22 protein-coding genes and 1 pseudogene are annotated in these 17,787 nt (G+C 37.1%); 18 read left to right on the top strand and 5 right to left on the bottom strand.

All coding sequences use genetic code 11. The features are described from left to right. Nucleotides 1-82: 82 nt before the first annotated feature. Nucleotides 83-370 carry a hypothetical protein gene (locus QNH43_RS10930; RefSeq protein WP_283917846.1) on the bottom strand — a complete coding sequence of 96 codons (288 nt, stop codon included), beginning with the start codon at nt 368-370 and terminating at the stop codon, nt 83-85. 350 nt (nt 371-720) lie between these two features. Between QNH43_RS10930 and QNH43_RS10935 the strand changes: the two genes are divergently transcribed. Then, nucleotides 721-1,146 (top strand): LysM peptidoglycan-binding domain-containing protein, encoded by a 426-nt coding sequence (locus tag QNH43_RS10935; RefSeq protein ID WP_283917847.1) that lies wholly within the window; start codon nt 721-723, stop codon nt 1,144-1,146. A 226-nt stretch (nt 1,147-1,372) separates the two neighbouring features. Here QNH43_RS10935 and lexA read toward each other — a convergent pair whose 3' ends face one another. Next, nucleotides 1,373-1,996 (bottom strand): transcriptional repressor LexA, encoded by a 624-nt coding sequence (gene lexA / locus QNH43_RS10940; RefSeq protein WP_283917848.1) that lies wholly within the window; start codon nt 1,994-1,996, stop codon nt 1,373-1,375. A gap of 155 nt (nt 1,997-2,151) precedes the next feature. Here lexA and yneA point away from each other — a divergent pair, with 155 nt between their 5' ends. The 10 genes from yneA (at nt 2,152) to QNH43_RS10990 (ending at nt 10,255) form a co-directional block, all read left to right on the top strand. Continuing rightward, nucleotides 2,152-2,463 carry a cell division suppressor protein YneA gene (yneA, locus tag QNH43_RS10945; protein WP_076368838.1) on the top strand — a complete coding sequence of 104 codons (312 nt, stop codon included), beginning with the start codon at nt 2,152-2,154 and terminating at the stop codon, nt 2,461-2,463. Nucleotides 2,464-2,482: 19 nt separating this feature from the next. After that, nucleotides 2,483-3,139: a YneB family resolvase-like protein gene (locus tag QNH43_RS10950; protein WP_283917849.1), complete on the top strand. Its 657-nt coding sequence runs from the start codon at nt 2,483-2,485 to the stop codon at nt 3,137-3,139. A gap of 65 nt (nt 3,140-3,204) precedes the next feature. After that, nucleotides 3,205-3,438, top strand: a complete 234-nt coding sequence (locus QNH43_RS10955; RefSeq protein WP_076368840.1) for a DUF896 domain-containing protein — start codon at nt 3,205-3,207, stop codon at nt 3,436-3,438. A gap of 235 nt (nt 3,439-3,673) precedes the next feature. Next, nucleotides 3,674-5,677, top strand: coding sequence for a transketolase (gene tkt, locus QNH43_RS10960; protein ID WP_283917850.1), 2,004 nt, complete (start codon nt 3,674-3,676; stop codon nt 5,675-5,677). A 297-nt stretch (nt 5,678-5,974) separates the two neighbouring features. Further along, complete coding sequence (sirA, locus tag QNH43_RS10965) at nt 5,975-6,415, top strand: sporulation inhibitor of replication protein SirA (RefSeq protein WP_076368842.1); 441 nt, start codon at nt 5,975-5,977, stop codon at nt 6,413-6,415. An 84-nt stretch (nt 6,416-6,499) separates the two neighbouring features. Next, entirely contained in the window at nt 6,500-6,715 is a 216-nt protein-coding gene (locus QNH43_RS10970; protein ID WP_076368843.1) for a YneF family protein, read from the top strand. A 1,059-nt stretch (nt 6,716-7,774) separates the two neighbouring features. Continuing rightward, complete coding sequence (locus tag QNH43_RS10975; RefSeq protein WP_076368844.1) at nt 7,775-8,194, top strand: RrF2 family transcriptional regulator; 420 nt, start codon at nt 7,775-7,777, stop codon at nt 8,192-8,194. 100 nt (nt 8,195-8,294) lie between these two features. Continuing rightward, nucleotides 8,295-8,681, top strand: a complete 387-nt coding sequence (locus QNH43_RS10980) for an IDEAL domain-containing protein (RefSeq protein WP_283917851.1) — start codon at nt 8,295-8,297, stop codon at nt 8,679-8,681. A gap of 47 nt (nt 8,682-8,728) precedes the next feature. Next, the gene (gene trxA / locus QNH43_RS10985) at nt 8,729-9,043 is read left to right on the top strand and encodes a thioredoxin (RefSeq protein ID WP_283917852.1); all 315 of its coding nucleotides are present in this window, start codon (nt 8,729-8,731) and stop codon (nt 9,041-9,043) included. A gap of 90 nt (nt 9,044-9,133) precedes the next feature. Continuing rightward, on the top strand, nt 9,134-10,255 hold the full coding sequence (locus QNH43_RS10990; RefSeq protein ID WP_283917853.1) for an NADH-dependent flavin oxidoreductase: 1,122 nt from the start codon (nt 9,134-9,136) through the stop codon (nt 10,253-10,255). A gap of 805 nt (nt 10,256-11,060) precedes the next feature. Here the strand turns inward: QNH43_RS10990 and QNH43_RS10995 are convergent. The 3 genes from QNH43_RS10995 to QNH43_RS11005 form a co-directional block, all read right to left on the bottom strand. After that, a complete protein-coding gene (locus QNH43_RS10995) occupies nt 11,061-11,459 on the bottom strand; it encodes a DoxX family protein (protein WP_260287488.1) in 399 nt (132 codons plus the stop codon). A gap of 511 nt (nt 11,460-11,970) precedes the next feature. After that, nucleotides 11,971-12,444 (bottom strand): DUF2975 domain-containing protein, encoded by a 474-nt coding sequence (locus tag QNH43_RS11000; RefSeq protein WP_283917854.1) that lies wholly within the window; start codon nt 12,442-12,444, stop codon nt 11,971-11,973. Nucleotides 12,445-13,104: 660 nt separating this feature from the next. Further along, nucleotides 13,105-13,278 carry an aspartyl-phosphate phosphatase Spo0E family protein gene (locus QNH43_RS11005; protein WP_192204353.1) on the bottom strand — a complete coding sequence of 58 codons (174 nt, stop codon included), beginning with the start codon at nt 13,276-13,278 and terminating at the stop codon, nt 13,105-13,107. A gap of 246 nt (nt 13,279-13,524) precedes the next feature. Between QNH43_RS11005 and QNH43_RS11010 the strand changes: the two genes are divergently transcribed. The 7 genes and pseudogenes from QNH43_RS11010 to QNH43_RS11040 all read left to right on the top strand — a co-directional run bounded on the left by QNH43_RS11010 (nt 13,525) and on the right by QNH43_RS11040 (nt 17,748). Then, nucleotides 13,525-14,232: a cytochrome c biogenesis protein CcdA gene (locus QNH43_RS11010; RefSeq protein ID WP_283917855.1), complete on the top strand. Its 708-nt coding sequence runs from the start codon at nt 13,525-13,527 to the stop codon at nt 14,230-14,232. Nucleotides 14,233-14,365: 133 nt separating this feature from the next. Then, nucleotides 14,366-14,703 (top strand): annotated as a pseudogene (locus QNH43_RS27785) (response regulator). Nucleotides 14,704-14,817: 114 nt separating this feature from the next. Beyond that, nucleotides 14,818-15,294: a CcdC family protein gene (locus tag QNH43_RS11020; RefSeq protein ID WP_283917856.1), complete on the top strand. Its 477-nt coding sequence runs from the start codon at nt 14,818-14,820 to the stop codon at nt 15,292-15,294. Between the two features lie 184 nt (nt 15,295-15,478). After that, the gene (locus tag QNH43_RS11025) at nt 15,479-16,534 is read left to right on the top strand and encodes a YeeE/YedE family protein (protein ID WP_283917857.1); all 1,056 of its coding nucleotides are present in this window, start codon (nt 15,479-15,481) and stop codon (nt 16,532-16,534) included. Nucleotides 16,535-16,575: 41 nt separating this feature from the next. After that, nucleotides 16,576-16,803, top strand: a complete 228-nt coding sequence (locus QNH43_RS11030; protein ID WP_260287485.1) for a sulfurtransferase TusA family protein — start codon at nt 16,576-16,578, stop codon at nt 16,801-16,803. Between the two features lie 129 nt (nt 16,804-16,932). Next, nucleotides 16,933-17,238, top strand: coding sequence for a DUF3219 family protein (locus QNH43_RS11035; RefSeq protein WP_283917858.1), 306 nt, complete (start codon nt 16,933-16,935; stop codon nt 17,236-17,238). An 81-nt stretch (nt 17,239-17,319) separates the two neighbouring features. Continuing rightward, complete coding sequence (locus QNH43_RS11040) at nt 17,320-17,748, top strand: DUF2621 domain-containing protein (protein ID WP_283917859.1); 429 nt, start codon at nt 17,320-17,322, stop codon at nt 17,746-17,748. Nucleotides 17,749-17,787: the final 39 nt, after the last annotated feature.

Below are 17,787 nucleotides of genomic sequence, written 5' to 3' on the forward strand. Positions count from 1 at the left end.
TAATTTAACGGATGTTCCATGGGGATAGAAGCAAGCCGTGCTCCTGGCAATACAAGATGAATGGCAACGAGAGACAAGGGGTTTATTCTGTTTTTTGATCAGTTTCTCTATAAGACAAAATACCCGTTTTAAGTGCAGCATAATTGCCAATGCTTGCATATCCATAAAACCAGCCCATGAAAATCCCTGCAACCAAATGATGACGATGACTGATGAAAATGGAAATGAATAAGCCAAGACCCAAAGCGATCGAAGGGATGAATTTTGGATGAATATGAAACATGATCTTAATAAGTTGAGTAAGAATCATGATGATAGGAATGGCTATTACTGCATCCCAAAAGTTTGTATGGATGGTTGGGAAGTCCATGATTTCACCACCTTAAATTATAGTTTTCAAAATTAATTTTCACTTTTTATCAAGGCTTTATACAATAATAAATAAATTCATATTTAAAACTAATAAATAAAAGGTCATGCAACCTGGTTTTGAAGATTTTCAAAGTTCGGTTTAAAGCCGTCAATCCATATAATTATATGGTTTGACGGCTTTTTCCGGTTGGGAGAGGGAATGGTTTAATAAAACTCGGAAAAAATAATATACGAAATATCGGAATCATTTTTGTTGGACAAGCTGTAACTTTTTTCATGGTTAAGAATACGATATGAATGAAGATAAACAGTAAAAAATAAGATAATACCTACTAATGGGAGGTTCTAATGAGCAAGGAAACATTTATTAAGGAAATTGCTCCTTATGCCCAGAAAATTCAAAAGGAATTTAATATTTTACCTTCTGTTGTCATTGCACAAGCTTGCTTATACGCAAAGGGGACCTCATGGAATAGAAGTCTATATACAGCTGTCATTGGAGAAAAAGATTATAAAAAAGCACTCAAAGCAATATTCGATGCAGGGTATGCCTCGGATCCGAAATATACCGAAAAACTGGTGAACCTTATCGAAGCAAGCGCTTTAACTAAATATGATGCAAGCAACGAGGAGGTTTATCATATTGTCAAAAAAGGGGACTCCGTCTCTGCGCTTGCAAAAGCATATGGTTCAACACAAGTGCAGATTCAACAGTGGAATGGCTTGGTCGATCCTAACCTTATTAAAGTGAACCAAAGATTAAGAGTGAAATGAATTTTAACTGGGAGCGGTATTTTAACGCTCTCATTTTTATTTGAATGAGCTTCTTCCAAAGTATTTATATCAAGAGGGATAGTGACCAATAGGTCCGAGATAAAAGATGTAATATTCCCATGAAAATAAATTCTATTAAAAAAATACCAAAATCTACTCTACCATATGCATATTGAGAGAATTAGGGACATAAATTAAACAAACAAAAAAAGCGCGGTTAGCGCTTTTAGTGTATTTGTCTATATAAGCCTATTACTTTTCCAAGTATCGAAACATCTCGTAAAATAATCGGTTCCATATTTGAGTTCTCAGGCTGAAGCCTTATGTAATCCGGTTCCTTAAAGAATCGTTTTACAGTGGCTTCATCATCTTCCGTCATGGCCACGACGATATCCCCATTATTGGCATTGCTTTGTTGTTTCACGATGACATAGTCTCCATCATGAATTCCAGCTTCGATCATACTTTCACCCATGATTTCCAGCATGAATACATGGTCATCATGCGGAACCATGCTTTCGGGAAGCGGAAAGTATTCTTCTATGTTCTCGATTGCCGTTATGGGCATGCCCGCTGTTACTTTTCCAAGTAACGGCACGTTCACGACACTGGCTTTGGGAATATTGCTCGCTTCCTCCGAATTCATTATTTCAATGGCCCTTGGCTTGGTTGGGTCACGTCTAATCAGGCCTTTACTTTCCAGGCGGGATAAATGTCCGTGAACTGTTGAACTTGATGCAAGTCCCACTGCTTCGCCAATTTCCCGTACGGAAGGTGGATACCCTTTTTGGCGAACCTCTTCTTTAATGAAATCAAGAATATCTTGCTGCCGTTTTGATAGTTTAGTCATTTGTGCACCTCTTCCCCAATGTTCTTTGCTATATTATAGCATGGCCCCCAACTCTATACAAACATAAGTTCGAATTTTGTTGTTGACTGAAACAAACGTTCGTATTATAATTTGATTATAACATACGAACGAACATTCGCTTTGGAGGGATATTTATGAAAAAATTATACAAAAATTATATTTATACGATTCTATTAGCGGGATCAGTATTCATCTTTTCAATTTTATTCTCTTGTACATTGAACAATGATCAAAAAAATGATTTCCTTTCTATAGAAGTAAGTGAAGGTGACACCCTATGGGGAATTGCCGAAGAATATGAAGAAGCAAATTTGACAAAAAAAGAATTCATTGGTTGGATAGAAGAGCATAATGGAGTAAGGGCGGATTCGATTAAACCTGGTCAAGTCATCGTCATACCGGTTAAAGGGGAAGAACTTGTCCAGAATTTGGCCAGTGAGCAGTAAGCAGTGAAGGTAGGGTATTATGAAAGCGGTAATCTATTGTAGGGTCAGCACAGAAAAAGAGTCACAGGAAACATCATTGGCAAGGCAGGAAGATGAATTAGTCAAATTGGCAGAAAAGATGGATGTCGAAGTCATTTCCATAATAAAAGAACAGGCAAGTGGTTATGAGTTGAATAGGGATGGCATTTTTGACATGCTCGAATTATTTAAAACCAAGGAAGCTGAAGCACTATTAATCCAGGACGAAACAAGATTGGGAAGAGGAAATGCCAAAATAGCCCTTTTCCATGTCATCCTTAAAGAAGATGTGAAAATTTATACACTCTCACACGATGGGGAACTTGAGCTATCGGATTCGGATGCGATGGTCATCCAGATAGTCGGAATTGTAGAAGAATATCAAAGGAAACTACATAATCTTAAAATAAAACGCGGGATGATAAGGGCCGTTGAAAAAGGGTATCGTCCTCAAGAAAATCTTCAGAATCAAAGGAATTCCACTGGAAGGGACCGTAAGGAGATTCCTATAGAAGAAATTATTAAACTCCGGGCCAATGGATTGACATTTGCAGAGATCGCAGCAACTTTAAGGGGCTTTGGATACAATGTATCTAAGGCTACTGTGAACAGGCGTTTTCTCGAACATCAACTGAATACACTGGAAAGTCAATCATAGAACTTGTAATTTCGCTATTTTTTTAATACCATGACAATATCCGCAGATTAAGAAGGAGCGAAATTATGTTATCAAAAGAAAAATTAGCCCGTATTAATGAACTTTCTAAAAAGGCAAAGGCTGAAGGTTTGACGGAAGTTGAGGCGAAAGAGCAAACCCAATTGAGAAGTGAGTATTTGGAAACATTCAGAAAGTCCATGACCAATACGTTGGAGCATGTGAAAGTCGTGGATCCAGAAGGTAATGACGTCACTCCTCAAAAGATTAAAAATATAAAAGAAAAAAGAAACTTACATTAATAATGCTTGGATTCTTATGATGGAACATGCCATTTGAGGATTCTATTAGCGTTTAGGAGTAAAAAGAGAGTGCATTCATGTATGTATTCTCCTATTTAGTTTAATCTAAATAGGGGACTTCTCTTATTTCTGGAAAATTACAATATTGGTGTAGTAAATAGTGATTTTAGTTGTGATATTAGCCTTGTCACTATAATATAAAGAGGTACATTACAGGAAGGGATGTTTTTACGATATGTTAGATAAATTAGATGCACTTTCTATTAATACGATTCGTACATTATCGATTGATGCAATTGAAAAGGCTAATTCTGGCCATCCAGGTATGCCGATGGGTGCAGCGCCTATGGCGTATAAACTATGGACCGAATATATGAACCATAACCCGAAAAATCCAGATTGGTTTAATAGAGACCGCTTTGTTCTTTCAGCTGGTCATGGGTCTATGCTGTTATACAGCCTTCTTCATTTATCGGGCTATGGCTTATCTATCGATGATTTGAAAAGCTTCCGCCAATGGGGCAGTAAAACTCCAGGACATCCTGAATTCGGTCATACGGCTGGTGTAGATGCTACTACTGGGCCGCTTGGACAAGGGATCGCAATGGCAGTAGGAATGGCAATGGCAGAACGCCACTTGGCAGAAAGCTATAACCGCGATTCTTATAATGTTGTCGATCATTATACATATAGCATTTGTGGAGATGGGGATTTAATGGAGGGTGTTTCTGCAGAAGCCGCTTCATTAGCTGGACATCTACAACTAGGAAGACTTGTTGTTTTATATGATTCTAATGATATTTCCCTTGATGGAGACTTAAGTCAATCATTTAGTGAAAGCGTGGCAGACCGGTTCAAATCTTATGGATGGCAATATATCCGCGTTGAGGATGGGAACGATCTTCAGGAAATTGCTAAAGCGATTGAAGAAGCGAAAACCGACGATGCACGCCCAACATTAATCGAAGTGAAGACGGTTATTGGTTACGGTTCACCAAACCGTTCAGGTAAATCCGCTGTTCACGGCGCTCCGCTTGGTGCAGATGAGCTGAAATTGACAAAAGAAGCATATAAATGGACATTCGAAGAGGACTTCCATGTTCCGGAAGAAGTGTATTCACATTTCAATGAAGCTGTTGTTGATGCAGGCTCTCAAAAAGAAGAAGCTTGGAATGAATTGTTTAAAAATTACAAAGAAGCACATCCTGAGTTAGCAGAGCAATTGGAGCTTGCCATCAAAGGTGAACTGCCTGCTGAATGGGATCAGGAAATTCCAGTCTATGAAGAAGGTAAGACATTAGCTTCCCGTGCTTCAAGTGGGGAAGTACTAAATGCGATTGCCAAAAAGGTACCTAGCTTCATCGGGGGTTCTGCGGATTTAGCCGGATCTAATAATACCGCCATCAAAGGTGAGACAGATCTATTACCTGGTAATTACAGTGGCCGTAATATATGGTTCGGTGTACGTGAATTCGCTATGGGTGCGGCTTTAAATGGAATGGCGCTTCATGGTGGATTAAAAGTATACGGAGGAACATTCTTTGTATTCTCTGATTATCTACGTCCTGCGATAAGAATGGCAGCACTAATGGGACTGCCTGTAAACTATGTCTTCACTCATGACAGCATTGCTGTAGGGGAAGACGGACCGACTCATGAGCCAATCGAACAATTAGCATCATTGCGCGCAATGCCTAACCTAGGGGTAATTCGTCCAGCTGATGGCAATGAAACGGCAGCAGCCTGGAAAGTGGCAATGGAGTCTACAAATAAACCAACTGCTCTTGTACTGACTCGTCAAGGATTGCCAACAATAAAAGACACTTCCGAAACTGCGTATGAAGGTGTTTCAAAAGGTGCTTACATCATCTCTGCTTCTAAGAAAGAAGTAGCCGATGCATTACTTCTTGCGACAGGATCCGAAGTGAACTTGGCTGTGGAAGCACAGAAAGCTTTAGCGAACGAAGGAATTGATGTTTCGGTAATCAGCATGCCATCATGGGATCGTTTTGAAACTCAATCTAAAGAATATAAACAAAGCGTAATCAATCCGGCAGTGAAAAAACGTCTAGCTATCGAAGTGGCTTCACCATTTGGCTGGGATCGTTATGCAGGTGATGAGGGTGAAATATTGGCCATCAATCATTTTGGAGCTTCTGCACCAGGCGGTAAAATCATGAAGGAATTCGGTTTCACTGTAGAAAATGTAGTTGCTCGAGTTAAGGATATGCTTAAATAATAGTAATGGGGAACTGACACCAACTGGATTGGTGTCAGTTTTTTTACCAAAAACAATCTTATTTTATATTGAATGTATTCCTATTCGAAAGGAAAACTTCCATTCGACAAAAAAAGAAGAAAATTTCTCCAGCAAACAACATATCTTTTTAGTTTGTCAATATATAATGAGAATAAATAAATTTCGTTTAAATGTGTCAGTTAAAGGGGAAAGTCATCAATAGTGGAAAATAGTGGAGAGGGTCCTGGTGGTTAGATGTTTTGTGACCAAAATAGGAGAGCTAGGAGGCATTGGCTGATGAGAACCTATCAAATTTATTTAATCGAAGATGAATTTGCCCATCATTATTATGGAAGAGAAAAGCTATTTTTCAATTTGTTTTTGGAGTATATTCAAGCAAGGGGCAGACTGAAGAGTATTTTGCAAAAACAAATCGAATACGTCACCAAAACAGTCCCGATTAATCAGTTGCAGGTAGCTATTGAACAACGTTTGCAAAAAAAGATGAATTATTGGACTCAAAATGGAAAATACTATTTAGAAAAAACAAACGGAACAAGTAAAGCCGTATTAATCATTCAAAATGAGTCCATTACGCTTAAAGCTGAAGGAGATTATGAAGCGGAGACCGCTTTCTTTGAAAGTATTCGAAAATATGAAGCGAGTTTCCTGGCCATTGATTTTGAACATGAAAAATACGGTTGGTTAAAACCGATAAAAGAAAGAAAATTTGTCTAAATGGGGGACTTTTCGGCAGCGGGTATTGTATAATAACCTTTGGTCTAGTACACTGATGTTAGACAACATGAAGGAGGAAATAGTATGTGGGTTTACATTCTAGTTGGCGTACTGGCATTGATTGCTGGAGTAGTGCTGGGATTTTTCATCGCTCGTAAATACATGATGGATTACTTAAAGAAAAATCCGCCAATTAACGAACAGATGTTGAAAATGATGATGATGCAAATGGGTATGAAACCATCCCAAAAGAAAATTAATCAAATGTTGAGCGCCATGAATAAACAACAAACAAAATAAGATAGCAACCTTGATATATCAATGTTCTTGGAAGATTGGATGCAAAATTTTATATAATATCGAAATGGTTGATTCTTTTAGATTGAATTCTTCCACCGATTTTATATAAAATTTTGGTTTATCTTTCATTTTTGTTTCTTAAGCCACTTTTTCTGAATGAATGATTCAGTAATGGTGGTTTTTGTTTTGGAATTGTAAGGTAAGTCCTCGTTCTATGGGAGGGCTTTCTTATTTTGAAAAATAAACACGCAAACTAAAAAAATACTTGTCCACACCTTCTATCAAAAGATGCATATAAAGTATTAAGGAGGGTGTTAGAATGATAAATGATTTTGTGAAAAAATGCTTTGAGGATACTTGTAAAGTGTGGTTTCCTATATGTGAACATAAATTTGAACACAAAAGTAAATTTAAAGACAACAAATGGGAATCTAAATTCAAATGGAAATCTAAATGTAAATGTAAAAAATAATCTCTTTTCTATTAATCTTTTTATTTAAGCACTAACCAATAAAGAGTTGTTAATATATAAAATTGATTAGAGGTAAACAACAAAGTAATAGGTGTTTTCGATTTGAATGAACTTTATAAATAGAAAAGCAATTAACCTGAATTTGGTCGGGTGCTTATTTTTTATATAGGATTTTTTACACCACAGCCCCCATTGGCTTGTGGCAAATAACATAATCCGTTGGTTTATTTGGAAACTTTGATGAAACAAGCTCAAATCGCTGAAGTTGTAACTTTTACGATCATATCATCTGAAATGTTGGTATAAGGTTATTTAACTTCTTTTGGGTTATATGGTTTCAAAAGGTTATTATCATCCTCATAAAAGTGAGCCATATAGGTTAATCTAATATCGGCATATACAGCATGGAATTTTACTCAAACAATGAGATATCCCTCTGAAAATCATTCCTTCTATCCTGTGTGTAGGGGGATTTCATTACAATAATAAATTAATCAACACAGTTGTGGAAGCTGTTGAGTTTTTGGCTTGACTTCATCAACTGTAAATATTATTATTACAGTAATCTTCTTGAGGAGGATGCGAAAGTGAATAGTGATTTTACCATAGCTGTGCATAGTTTGGTCTATTTAGCTTATCTACCAGATCATATGGCAAGCAGTGAGTCTATCGCAGAAAATGTTTGTACAAATTCGGCAAGGATTCGGAAAATGATGAGCTGCTTAAGAAAAAAAGGATTTGTTAAAACTAAAGAAGGTGTTGGCGGAGGCTATATTCTAGACTGTAACCCCGAAGAGGTAAGTTTGGCAGATATTTATATAACCGTTTCACATGGGACCTTGAAACCGAAGTGGTGTACAGGTGATCCGGAGAAAAAATGTGTCATATCTTCCAATACCCAGATAGTCATGAATCAAATATTCGATGAAGCTGAATTATATTTTGAAAAATATTTAGAAGATATAACTCTCAGCACTTTTTTGGAAAAAATTAAACAATGTCCGTGATATTGATTTAGTTTTTTCTTTGCACTAAATGTATATTTTATTATTACAGTTAATAACTATAGTTTAAATATCAAATGAACATAAAAGGGGTGTAAAGGAAATGGTCGAAAACATTCAGTTCAAAAATGGGGATTGGGTACAGGGAAAATCAAGAGATGGGGAACTTATCCATGGTTTCATTGAAACGGTAAGTGATAATCGAGAAATCGTTAAAGTGAATGTGGTGGAAAGTGACAATGAAAAAGCGGTTGGGAAATCGATTTGGATTCCGAGTAAATGGACTGAAAAACTGCCGGATCTAGAAATCAGTAACGAAAATCATCTTTTGGCCTTAATTGATTTAGCGTTACTTTCTAAAGATGAAACATGGTTTATGGAGTTATCCGGTAAATTGGAATCCATCAAAATCCATCCGAAAATAAATTCGAGGAAATCAGAGTTTCTTATCCCGGGAAATAGAATCGCTAAACATGATTTAAATAGATGATGAGTAAAGACCATAAATATTTCGGATAATACAAGGAGGAAATGATCATGACGATAAAACATGTAACAGATGAAAATTTTGCTAGTGAAATCAAGGAAGGTTTAGTATTGGTTGATTTTTGGGCACCGTGGTGCGGTCCGTGTAAAATGATTGCTCCAGTGCTTAATGAAATTGCTATGGAAATGGGTGATCGGGTTAAGATCGTAAAACTTAATGTGGACGAAAATTCAGATACGACAAGCGAATATGGAGTGATGGGAATTCCAGCTCTAATTCTATTCAAAGATGGAGAAAAGGTAGATCAAGCTATTGGCTTCCAGCCAAAAGAAGCCATTTCGGCATTGATCACAAAACATGCATGATCATAATGATTATCATAATATGCGGATGTGTATTGTGAATTAAGGACTTATACCAACCAACATGGCAGTAACTAAATGGAGGATTACTAAATGAATTCTATATATACACCATTATTTGAATCGTTCAATTTAGGAAAGAAATTAGAAGTGAAAAATCGATTGGTGATGGCGCCAATGACAAATTTCTCTTCTAATCCTGATGGGACTGTAACCGACGCCGAAGTTAACTATTATGAACGTAGGTCAAGCGGGGTCGGCATGGTTATAACGGCATGTACTTACGTGACGGCTAATGGGAAAGGTTTTCATGGGGAATTTGGCGGGGATCAGGATGAATTGATACCAAGTCTAAGTCGTTTGGCATCAGCGATTAAAGCGAAAGGTGCAAAGGCAATTCTTCAGATTTTTCATGGCGGACGTGAGGTACCACCGGAATTAGTAAATGGTGATGTTGTCAGTGCAAGCAATATCCCATCGGAAGGCGAAGGGAAAGCAGTTCCGCGTCCACTATCTGAAAAGGAAATTGAGTCGATCATTCTCGACTTTGGTGAAACCACCCGACGTGCCATTGAAGCGGGATTTGACGGTGTCGAGATTCACGGTGCAAATGGTTACTTGCTACAGCAATTCTTTTCGCCTCATTCAAACCGGCGTGAAGACAAGTGGGGCGGTTCCCTTGAAAAGCGTCTGACTTTTCCATTAGCAGTTGTAGATGAAGTGAAAAAGGCTGTTGCTGAACATGCCAAGGATCCGTTCATCGTTGGATATCGTTTTTCACCGGAGGAGCCTGAAACACCAGGAATCACCATGGATGATACCCTTACATTAATTGATGGACTTGTAACAAAGAATCTTGATTATCTTCATGTTTCATTAATGGATTTCTGGTCGAAAGCAAGAAGGGGAGCCGAGGTTGACAGACCTCGGATAGAAATTATAAAAGAACGTATCGGAGACCAAGTGCCTGTCATTGGTGTTGGTTCCATCTATACAGCGGATGATGCGATCAAAGCACTGCAATCGGGTGTTCCGTTAATCGCATTAGGCCGTGAAATCATTATCGATCCTGAATGGGTACAAAAAGTGGAACAAGGCAGGGAAGCAGAGATCGTGACAAAAATAAACAAGGATAATCAGCAGCAACTTGATATTCCAGACCCACTATGGCAAGCGATCATCCACTCTCCAGGATGGTTTCCAGGGATTGAATAAATAGACGTTCATATATTAGTGAAATAAAAAATGCATAGTGGTTTTTTAAAACCATTATGGAATGAATATACTTGGAATAATAACCCCCGACAACGGACACACATTATAAAAGTGTTCCTTAGTCCGGGGGTTTTTATGTTTATGGAAGGCTCTTTTCGTAAAGATTGTTGTTTTTAAAAGGAAACGGTTTAAGGTTGATTGGAGCGTAAGTGCGAGACTCTTGCGGGAGCACCGCCCGCCCCGCGGAAAGCGAGCATCTGGAGGGGAAATCAACCACACCGCTTTACTTGGAAAATAGCAACAAAGTATGCGAAAACAGCCTTATGGAAAGATCAATTATATTCTTCTACTAGTAAAACCAAGCATAAAGGGTATATTGGACAATAAAATATGTTCCCACATCCAAAAATGGTAAAATAAACATATATTAATGTTTTTTATCTAAGGAGTATCCTCTCTGAATCAAAAGAATCAGGGTTATGATCCTTCTCATTATTACTGTACTCTATTTTTCCTGTTTTGAGTTTCAGGTTTTAGAAATGTTATTTCAAAATGAACTTTTGTTTTCAATCCAAAATTTCATTTGTACACGTAGTTGGCATTTCAATATTGAAACCATTTAATTTAAATATGGGACAACCTATGTTTCTATTTCCTCAACACTATAATCGGAGTATCCATTACTCGAGTTATAAGCTTTGATAACCAATAGAAAAATTTTTGAGCAATAGAGAGAAAAACACGGAGTGGTTTTATCCAACTCCGTGTTTTTCATAATGTAGGGATTATAAAACTCAAGCTTTCCTTAAAATAGAAAAGAATCAAGTGAGTATGGGCCAGCTCCGGTTAACGCAACGCCAATCGCCACTGCAAGAACGGCAAGATTATACTCATAACCATTTTGAGTCGCCCAGTAGCCATTTGCTCCATGGACTTTAACGATCGCAACGAGCATCGTAAGTGCAATTAATATACCTGCAAAGGGTGTAAGGAGACCTAAAGCAAATAAAGCTCCGCCAATAAGCTCGGATAGACCTGCAAATAGGGCCATGGTAACTCCTGGCTTCATGCCAATCGAATCAAACCAGCCTCCTGTACCTTTCAAGCCATGTCCGCCAAACCATCCAAATAATTTTTGGGCTCCATGTCCAACAAACGATAATCCGATTACTACACGTATAACTAATAAACCTATACCAATCATTTATGATTCCTCCTGGAATTTTATTTTTAATTTAGATATCTTTAATTCGAGATTTGCATTAAAAAAAAGTAAGGGTTTATCTCGAATTAATTTATCTTTAATTAAAGATAATATTTTTCGAGCGATTTGTCAAATATAATTTTTCTCATTTTAATTTGAATGATTGCCGTGGATAAAAAGGATGAGACCGATTCAGAAAAAGAGGAGGAATGTTCACTTTCAGCCATCACAATTACAGCGAACTGCATGCAAATCTGGATGGGAGGAAGTTTTGCTTTTTGAGATGGTACTGCTTTCAGAAACCGTAACACATTATTTTATCGTTCTGTAGGAGACTTCATCATGAATATTTTGGGAGTAACAGTCACAATTAGGGTCTTCAGACGAATGATCTCCTGTTTACATCTATCTTACTCGTCACAATTTAGAAGGTGCCATTATTCAACAAAAGGCCCAATTAACTAAATGGGAAAAAAAGTTATTATACTTTCAAAATAAACACCTCACATTTTTATTTCTTTTTTCCTAGGATATTTTTTAATGGCTTTTGAAGTACATCCACAATGGCAGCGATGATAGCTGTTGCTAAAATCCCTATTAGACCTAGTGCTCTCGGACCTGCTGAGTCATCACCTGTGAAATAAGAATGCACCCTTAAGTATACTATTCCTAACAAAATGAAGAAAATGATTGTAAAAGCACATTTTTTTATAACCTTCAAGGATTTAAGGGATAACTCGTAAAAAGCGTTATTTTTATCGATATAGCTCAATAGTTTAAATGCTTGATACAAAGCAACGGAAAACGTAATGCATATTCCATACGCACATACTAACAATGGATATATCGAGTAATCTCCTGGACGCACTTTCGCATCTCTTATAGCCGCTTGAGGTAACCAATATATACACACAGCAAGTACCGCAATTCCAATAAGAAAAGCAACGACTCTTAAGAAAAAAGTTGAACCTAGTTTAACAGGCATTTAAAGCACCTCACTGATTAATGATAATATGATTTTAGTATATTTATTATCGTTTATCAATAAATTTATTTTGTTTTTCATTATATTATTATTGTTATTTAAATATTAATTTAATTATATGTGGGAATCATACTTCAGTTATTGTAAGTGTTATTATAAAGTAACATAACAATAGGGGCATTTTGTTTAAAATCAAAAATTATAAAAAGCAGGAAATATGCGCGACTTTATTCATTTCTTCAATAAACATACTGCCACAAATGATATCTATTGAATGTCGAATTCAACGACAAATTTGATTCCTAAGCTTTTTAAAATTTTATTTTCTTTTGATTATTGTACATATAGAGCAATTTAAAAATTGGGAGATATCATTAAAGTTATGATTCAAGAGAGTTGTTTTATTAAATAATCAGAGTTGATCTATCAAGAATAAACTCAGTTTTTATTTTTAACCTCTAATAGCAACAAACTTTGAGAAAACAGCCATTTTAAATGAAAAAACAGGAAAACAGGCAGCGCATATAGCGCTTGCCTGTTTTTTTATATAGCAAAGGTCATGCCTAAGTATTCAAATTGAGAATGAATGTAAAAAGGGGAGATTGACAGCAAAATAATTCATATAATAATATATGTGGTTATCAATGGAGATGAACTGAGTTAAAAATCTGTACCGGTTTTATAAAAAAGTTCATTATATTTATTTAATAATTGATCGAGTTGCTGGCTATATTCAACGGCAACATGCGAGTTTAAACCATCTTTAGCGACAATCTTGATAAGTTCATTTCTCTTTAATTCAATCTGTTCGAGAAATTCATTCTTTTTAGCCATTATCTTTCCTTTCTGGCCCCAACATTTTTTCAAGGTACCCTTAATTTATGTGTTCGTTGTAAAATATGTATGAATATAACAATTATATCGGCTTGGACTAATGAATTCAAATAAGTTAACTTGATCCGTCGCCCCATCCAGTTATAAGCAATTTGTTGTCATGAAATATTCATAGTTCCATAAATGTATTTTTTTATCTTATTTGTTACAATGTTTATAGGTTGACATACATAGGAGTGAGCTTATTTGGATGATATTAATATTTTTTTAGCTTTTGGGGCGGGATTTCTGAGTTTTATTTCGCCATGCTGCTTACCGCTATATCCGGCCTTTTTATCTTATATCACTGGTATGAGTGTTGGTGAAATCAAATCCGAGAACGCCATGCTCCAAAGAAGAAGCATGCTGCATACTTTATTCTTCCTTCTTGGGTTTTCTCTGGTTTTTATTGCAATAGGGTTTAGCACATCATACCTTGGTTCTTTTTTCTCGAATTATAAAGAATTAATTCGTCAGATTGGAGCCATCCTGATTATCATTTTTGGTTTATTCATTGTAGGAATCTTTCAGCCGAAATCTTTGATGAAAGACAGTCGTTTTGAATTTAAGAACCGACCTAGCGGATATATAGGCTCCATTCTAATCGGACTTGCCTTTGCGGCTGGATGGACCCCTTGTGCTGGTCCGCTATTAGGTGCTGTCATTTCACTGGGTGCAACTAATCCCAGTGCGGCCATGAGCTATATGACTGCCTATATTTTAGGATTTGCCATACCGTTTTTCATATTATCCTTCTTTGTCGGAAAATTGACATGGATCAAAAAGTACAGCCAATACATCATGAAGATTGGCGGATATTTAATGATTGTAATGGGTGTGATTTTGTTTTTTGATTGGATGACCAAAATAATCGCAGTCCTGTCTAGACTATTCGGTGGCTTTACCGGGTTTTAGTCCATAATAAGCTATTTTTTCAATAAAATTCAAAATTGAAAATCTTTAATTAGGTTTTATGATGTGATTTTTTAATTTTTCCTTTCTGTTTAAAAGATAGGATTTATCATGCTGTTTGTGAGGAAGAACGGCTATGGCCCGATTATTAATCATTGAAGATGCTAAGTTTATGAGAATGACACTTTCCACTAAAGCGGGACATGAGGTGATCAGTGAGGGAGGGAATGGACGAGAAGCCATGGAATGATATCGAATTCGAATCCTGATCTTATAATGATGGGTATTCACATGCCATCTTGAGCGGGCTGGATGCCGTTAAAGAAATCAAGAAGGAATTTCAGGCTAATGTGCTCTGCCATGGTTCAGCAAAAAATGGTTGTCGAGGATATAGAAGCTGGGGCGCAAGATTTTAACGTCAAGCATTTTGGTGAGGGCATGGTATTGGATGACATAAAAACTGCGCTTGATTAATAACACTCTCCTTGTTTATCTCAAATAGGTAATATATACTTTGTTTATAAATTGAAGTCATATATAATTTTTAATGGTACTTACCTATTTTTAGTTTAAAGGGATGGTTAAGAGATGATATATATATCAACAGGTATAGCGATTGTGATGGCTATAGGTGTTTTCATGTTACGGATGAAGGAAACGAAAAAACCAGTGAATGAAAAGAAAATCATTTTACCGCCGCTTTTTATGAGTACGGGTGCTTTGATGTTCATTTTCCCGATGTTCCGGGTGACTCGATACGAATTGTTGGAGGCTCTTGTTGCGGGGATGTTATTTTCCATCTTATTGATTAAAACATCTAAATTTGAAGTTAGAGATGAAAAAATTTATATCCTGCGCTCTAAAGCGTTCATATTCATATTGATTGGTCTCATGGTGATTCGACTGGTGGCAAAACTGATGCTGGGAAGCACGATTGAAATCGGTGTATTGAGCGGAATGTTTTTCTTACTTGCTTTTGCGATGATCGTTCCGTGGAGAATTGCCATGCTTTATCAATATAAAAAAGTTAAAGCAGCCAGTTTCGGCAAAAGTAGCATGGTGTAATACATGTACTGTAGGATGTAATCAAAGGAACATTCAATAAACCTGAGTCGATAAATGACTCAGGTTTTTTATTTGCCTGGAAACATTTCATGAGGGTAAAAAAATTCATCCAAAAAACCTAGTAATTTTATCCGAATTATATTATATTAGTATTATAATATTTTACTTAAGGAGGAAACGGTTCATGTTACAAATGATTCTGTTCGGTATTATTTGTGGTTTACTGCTGGGATTTGTGCTTCAAAGAGGCCGTTTCTGTGTTGTTGGTGCATATCGTGATTTGATTTTAGCTAAAGATGGACGGATGTTCTTAGCTACATTTATTGTAATAGCAATACAAAGTATTGGTGTTTATGCATTGAATGATACAGGGGTCATTCAGTTTGGAAATGATGGTTTTCCATGGTTGGGAACAATCGTGGGTGGCTTTATTTTTGGTATTGGCATGGTTCTGGCAGGAGGTTGCGCCACTGGAACATGGTATCGTGCCGGAGAGGGCATGATCGGAAGTTGGGTTGCTCTTTTTGGATATATGCTAGGGGCAGCTATGACGAAATATGGTGTATGGAAAGTGGCTGGAGATAATCTGTTATCTTATCGTACAAGTGATACGTATATTCATGAAACATTAAATGTTTCGCCATGGGTGCTTGTTATTATTGTGACTATTTTGGTTGGCCTATTGGTGATTCGTGAATTGAAAAAACCGAAACTTCCAATCTTTAAAATGAAACCGAAAAAAACGGGATTGGCCCACATCTTATTCGAGAAACGGTGGCATCCCTTTGTTACGGCATTATTGGTCGGCCTTATTGCGATCGTGGCATGGCCGCTAAGCGCAATGACAGGCAGGATGTTCGGACTGGGAATTACAGCTCCTTCCGCGAACATTCTAACTTTCCTTATAACAGGAGATGATGCGTTAATCGATTGGGGTACGTTTTTAGTATTGGGTATTTTCCTCGGTGCATTCATTGCTGCCAAAGGAAGCGGGGAATTCCGTTGGCGTTTGCCTGATATGAAAACGTTACGTAACAATGCAATTGGCGGTGTAATCATGGGGTTCGGTGCAAGTGTTGCCGGGGGATGCACAATCGGAAATGGTCTAGTGAACTCGGCGCTATTTGCTTGGCAGGGTTGGATCGCGATTGTCTTTTTCCTGCTGGGTACATGGGTAGCAACTTATTTCACGATTATCCGTAAGCAAAAGCAGACAGCCGCTGCATCCAAAGCTGCATAAGATACGAGTCGAAAATTTTTAAATCGAGGAGTGGAATATAAATGGCAAAAGTATTGGAAACGACTGGAATGGTATGTCCATTCCCTTTAGTGGAAGCAAAAGAAGCGATAGTGGACATGGCAATAGGAGAGGAATTGATCATTAATTTCGATTGCACACAAGCAACCGAGAGCATACCGCGTTGGGCTGCTACCGAAGGTCATGAAATCACGGAGTTTGAGCAAATCGATGACGCTAAATGGCGTATAATCGTGAAAAAGGGAAAGTAAACTGATTTGAAGAAAACGTGTTCGGGTTTCCTGTGCACGTTTTTTTGTTTTTTCGAGGTTAAATAATTGGAAGCTGAAAGTTTCTAGTGATAACATGTCTTTAACCAATTTATTAAGGAGATGTTGATAATGGTAGACAAGGTCATTTTAAACGATGTTCCACTTCATGTCACTGACTTTCTTTCTGAAACTGTAAAGGATTCTGAAGGAAAGGAAATCAGAAAAGTCAGTTTCAATCTTGAGGTTACACATATTGAATATCATGATATTACAACATTGCTTTATCAAATGGTATTTGATTTAAAGATTCCACAGTCAAACGAGGAGTTTCGAGCAGAGATCTTTAACTACGCAACTTCGGTCACGAATCTATATGAAGAAAATGCCGTGGGGGAATTTTCACTTGTCTTGCTGGAAGTGAACGGTCAGGAATGATTGCTTTGCCAGTCTTGTAAAGATATGGGTTACTGTCTATAATAATAGTGACGATCATTCTATACATATGAGGTGGTACTTTTGCTTAGTGGATGGTTTTTATGGTTTATTCTATTTTGGGTAGCCCTTTTAATTATATTGATGAGCATAGGTGGCTTTTTCATGTTTCGGAAGTTCCTGAAAAGATTTCCGAAAGAAGATGGGAAATCCGATATGGATTGGGAAGAATACTATTTGGAACAAACAAGGCACTTATGGTCAATTCAGCAAAAGGAATTACTGGAAGATTTAGTGAGCCCTGTGCCTGAACTTTTTCGTGATGTTGCACGTCATAAAATCGCTGGGAAAATCGGAGAGTTGGCGTTAAAGGAAAAAGCGGGCGATATTACGGAAGATTTAGTGATACGCGGCTATATCATTGCCACACCAAAACGTGACCATAAATTTTTACAAAAAAAGCTGGCTGAAAGAAAGGTGAATATGGGTCCATATGAACACTTATTCAGCTAATGTTGAAAAAAGCAGACTCTTTTCGAGTTTGCTTTTTTT

Source organism: Peribacillus simplex, from assembly GCF_030123325.1.
GTDB lineage: Bacteria > Bacillota > Bacilli > Bacillales > DSM-1321 > Peribacillus > Peribacillus simplex_D.